This is a genomic window from Bradyrhizobium sp. UFLA05-89 (genome assembly GCF_059803475.1).
On the sequence record NZ_JBANBA010000244.1, the window covers coordinates 1 to 2,612 of the forward strand.

Genomic DNA, 2,612 nt, shown 5'->3' on the forward strand with positions numbered 1-2,612 from the left:
GAACAAGGAGATGATCTGAAATGATCTAACAACCACTCATCCTTGACCAAGCCCATACAAGTATTCCAGAGACAGCGACGAATACGGAGGAGCCGCGGCGTACCGGGTCGCCCGGTCGAGCCGGGCGACGACAGCGATTATGTGGTCAGCCGCTCGCCATCCTCACCGACGACCTGAAGCGGCACGACACTTCCCACCGCTGCCCCAGCGACCGCCACCGGCAGATAGTGCTCCGTGCGCCCCTGGCTGGCGCTCTCGATCAGCACCTCGCGGCTCGCGCCGACCTCGGCCTTTAGCCTGCGCCGCAACGCCGCTTCACCTGCCGCACGCAACCGTCTCGCGCGATCCTTGATCACCGCGCCTGCGACCTGCGGCATCCGCGCGGCCGGTGTGCCGGGGCGCGGCGAATAGGGAAAGACGTGCAGGAAGGTGAGACCGCATTCCTCGACGAGATCGCGCGAGCGCGCAAACATCTCTTCCGTCTCGGTCGGAAATCCCGCGATGATGTCAGCGCCGAGCGCGATGTCCGGTCGCAGGCGGCGCACCTGCTCGCAGAACGCAATAGCGTCCGGGCGCGAATGCCGCCGCTTCATCCGCTTCAAGATCATGTCGTCGCCGGATTGCAGCGACAGATGCAGATGCGGCATCAGCCGCGCATCGTCGGCGATGGCATCGAGCAGATCGCCATCTGCCTCGATCGAATCGATCGATGAGATGCGCAGGCGCTTCAGCTCCGGCACATGCCGCAAGATCTGCTTCGTCAGCATTCCGAGTTTTGGCGCGCCCGGCAGGTCGGCGCCGTAGCTCGTGAGATCGACGCCGGTCAGCACGATCTCGGCATGGCCGCGCTCCGTCAGCCCGCGCACCTGCTCGACCACCGCGCCCATTGGCACGGAACGCGAATTGCCGCGACCGAACGGGATGATACAGAAGGTGCAGCGATGGTCGCAGCCGTTCTGCACCTGCACGAATACGCGCGGCAGGCCGCTCGCAAAGCCGTCGATCAGATGCGGCGCCATCGCCTTCACCGCCATGATGTCGCTGACCGCGATCTTGTCGCCGTTGCCGATATCGAACGCGGCACGCGCCTCACGCCAGGCTTTGGGGTGCATCTTGTCGTCATTGCCGACGACGCGATCGACCTCGGCCATATCAGCGAACATGTCGCTTTGTGTCTGCGCCGCACAGCCGGTGACGACAATGCGTGCGCCGGGGCGCTCGCGCTTCAATTTACGGATCGACTGCCGGGCCTGCGCCACTGCCTCGTTGGTGACCGCGCAGCTATTGATGACGATGGTGTCGGAAAGCCCTGCGCCTTCCGCCTCGCGGCGGATCACCTCGGCCTCGAAGGCGTTGAGACGGCAGCCGAAGGTTACGACCTCGACGCCCATCAGGCGACCGAGGCGAACAGCGCCGGATCGAAATTGCCCTCATATTCGAAGGTCGCGGTGCCCGTCATCAGCACGTGATCGTCGCCCTCGCGCCATTCGATGCCGAGCTTGCCGCCGGGCAGCGTGATCTCGACGCTGCGGTTGGTGCGCTTCAGCCGCGCCGCTGCGACCGCCGTCGCGCAGGCCGCCGAGCCGCAGGCCTTCGTAAGCCCTGCGCCGCGCTCCCAGGTGCGGATCGTGATTTGGTCGCGATCGACGATGTGGGCGAGCGTGATGTTGGCGCGCTCGGGGAAGATCGGATGGTTTTCCAGCAGCGGTCCAAAGCGCCCGAGGTCATAGGCGTTGACGTCGTCGACCCAGAAGATCGCGTGCGGATTGCCCATGCTCACGGCCGACGGCGAATGCAGGATCGGCTTGTCGATCGGCCCGATCTGCAACTCGATGTAACGGGTGTCGCGAAACTCCTCCGCCAGCGGAATGTCCTGCCAGCCGAACTTCGGCGCACCCATGTCGACGGTATAGAGATCGGGTGCGGGGCCCTGCCAGCAATTGAGAAGGCCCGCGGCGGTTTCGAACGTCGCCGTGGTCTGCCTGGTCGTCTCGAAGATCCTACGCACCACGCAGCGCATGCCGTTACCGCAGGCGCCGGCCTCCGAGCCGTCATTGTTGTAGATGCGGATGAAGGCTTCGGTGCCATCGAGCCGCGGCTTCTGCAGCACCATGAGCTGGTCGTAGGGCACACCCTTCACGGAGGCGACCGCGCGCGCGTCGTCCGGCGTGACCGGGGCAGCCGAATCCCGCATGTCGACAACGACGATCTCGTTGCCGATGCCGTTCATCTTGGCAAATGCGTGGTTGGCGAGGGCGCTCATGAAATGTCCTGAATTTCGCCTGTCTTATATGGCGATCATGGGACGGTTGGCCAGTCATTTGCCGCGTGTGCCCTATGACGCATCTGTCATGGGACGAATTTGGGCCATGCGTGTTAGATAGGCGCGTTCGCGCGAACCGGGACGCGCACGTGGTGCAAGAAATGCGGGCAGGGCCTTACTTGCCTTGGGGAGACACGCAATGACGAGCTTTTTCCGTCCTTTTCTGGCCGCGGTGATCCCCGCAGCGGCCGTTACCCTCTGCCTCTCCGGCGCGTTCGCCCAATCGCCGACCCCGGCACCGGCAGCCTCCGCAAGCCCCTCACCGGCAACCTCGCCCTCGCCGGCCGCC

The 2,612-nt window shown here is 64.9% G+C and carries 2 protein-coding genes; both read right to left on the reverse strand.

Annotation, left to right across the window (positions count from 1 at the left end; all coding sequences use genetic code 11):
- Nucleotides 1-137 precede the first annotated feature (137 nt).
- Nucleotides 138-1,391: a tRNA (N(6)-L-threonylcarbamoyladenosine(37)-C(2))-methylthiotransferase MtaB gene (mtaB, locus tag SO139_RS45985; RefSeq protein WP_449384687.1), complete on the reverse strand. Its 1,254-nt coding sequence runs from the start codon at nucleotides 1,389-1,391 to the stop codon at nucleotides 138-140.
- The gene (gene dapF, locus SO139_RS45990) at nucleotides 1,391-2,263 is read right to left on the reverse strand and encodes a diaminopimelate epimerase (protein WP_498542132.1); all 873 of its coding nucleotides are present in this window, start codon (nucleotides 2,261-2,263) and stop codon (nucleotides 1,391-1,393) included. The genes mtaB and dapF overlap by 1 nt, the downstream gene beginning before the upstream one ends.
- Between the last annotated feature and the right edge of the window lie 349 nt (nucleotides 2,264-2,612).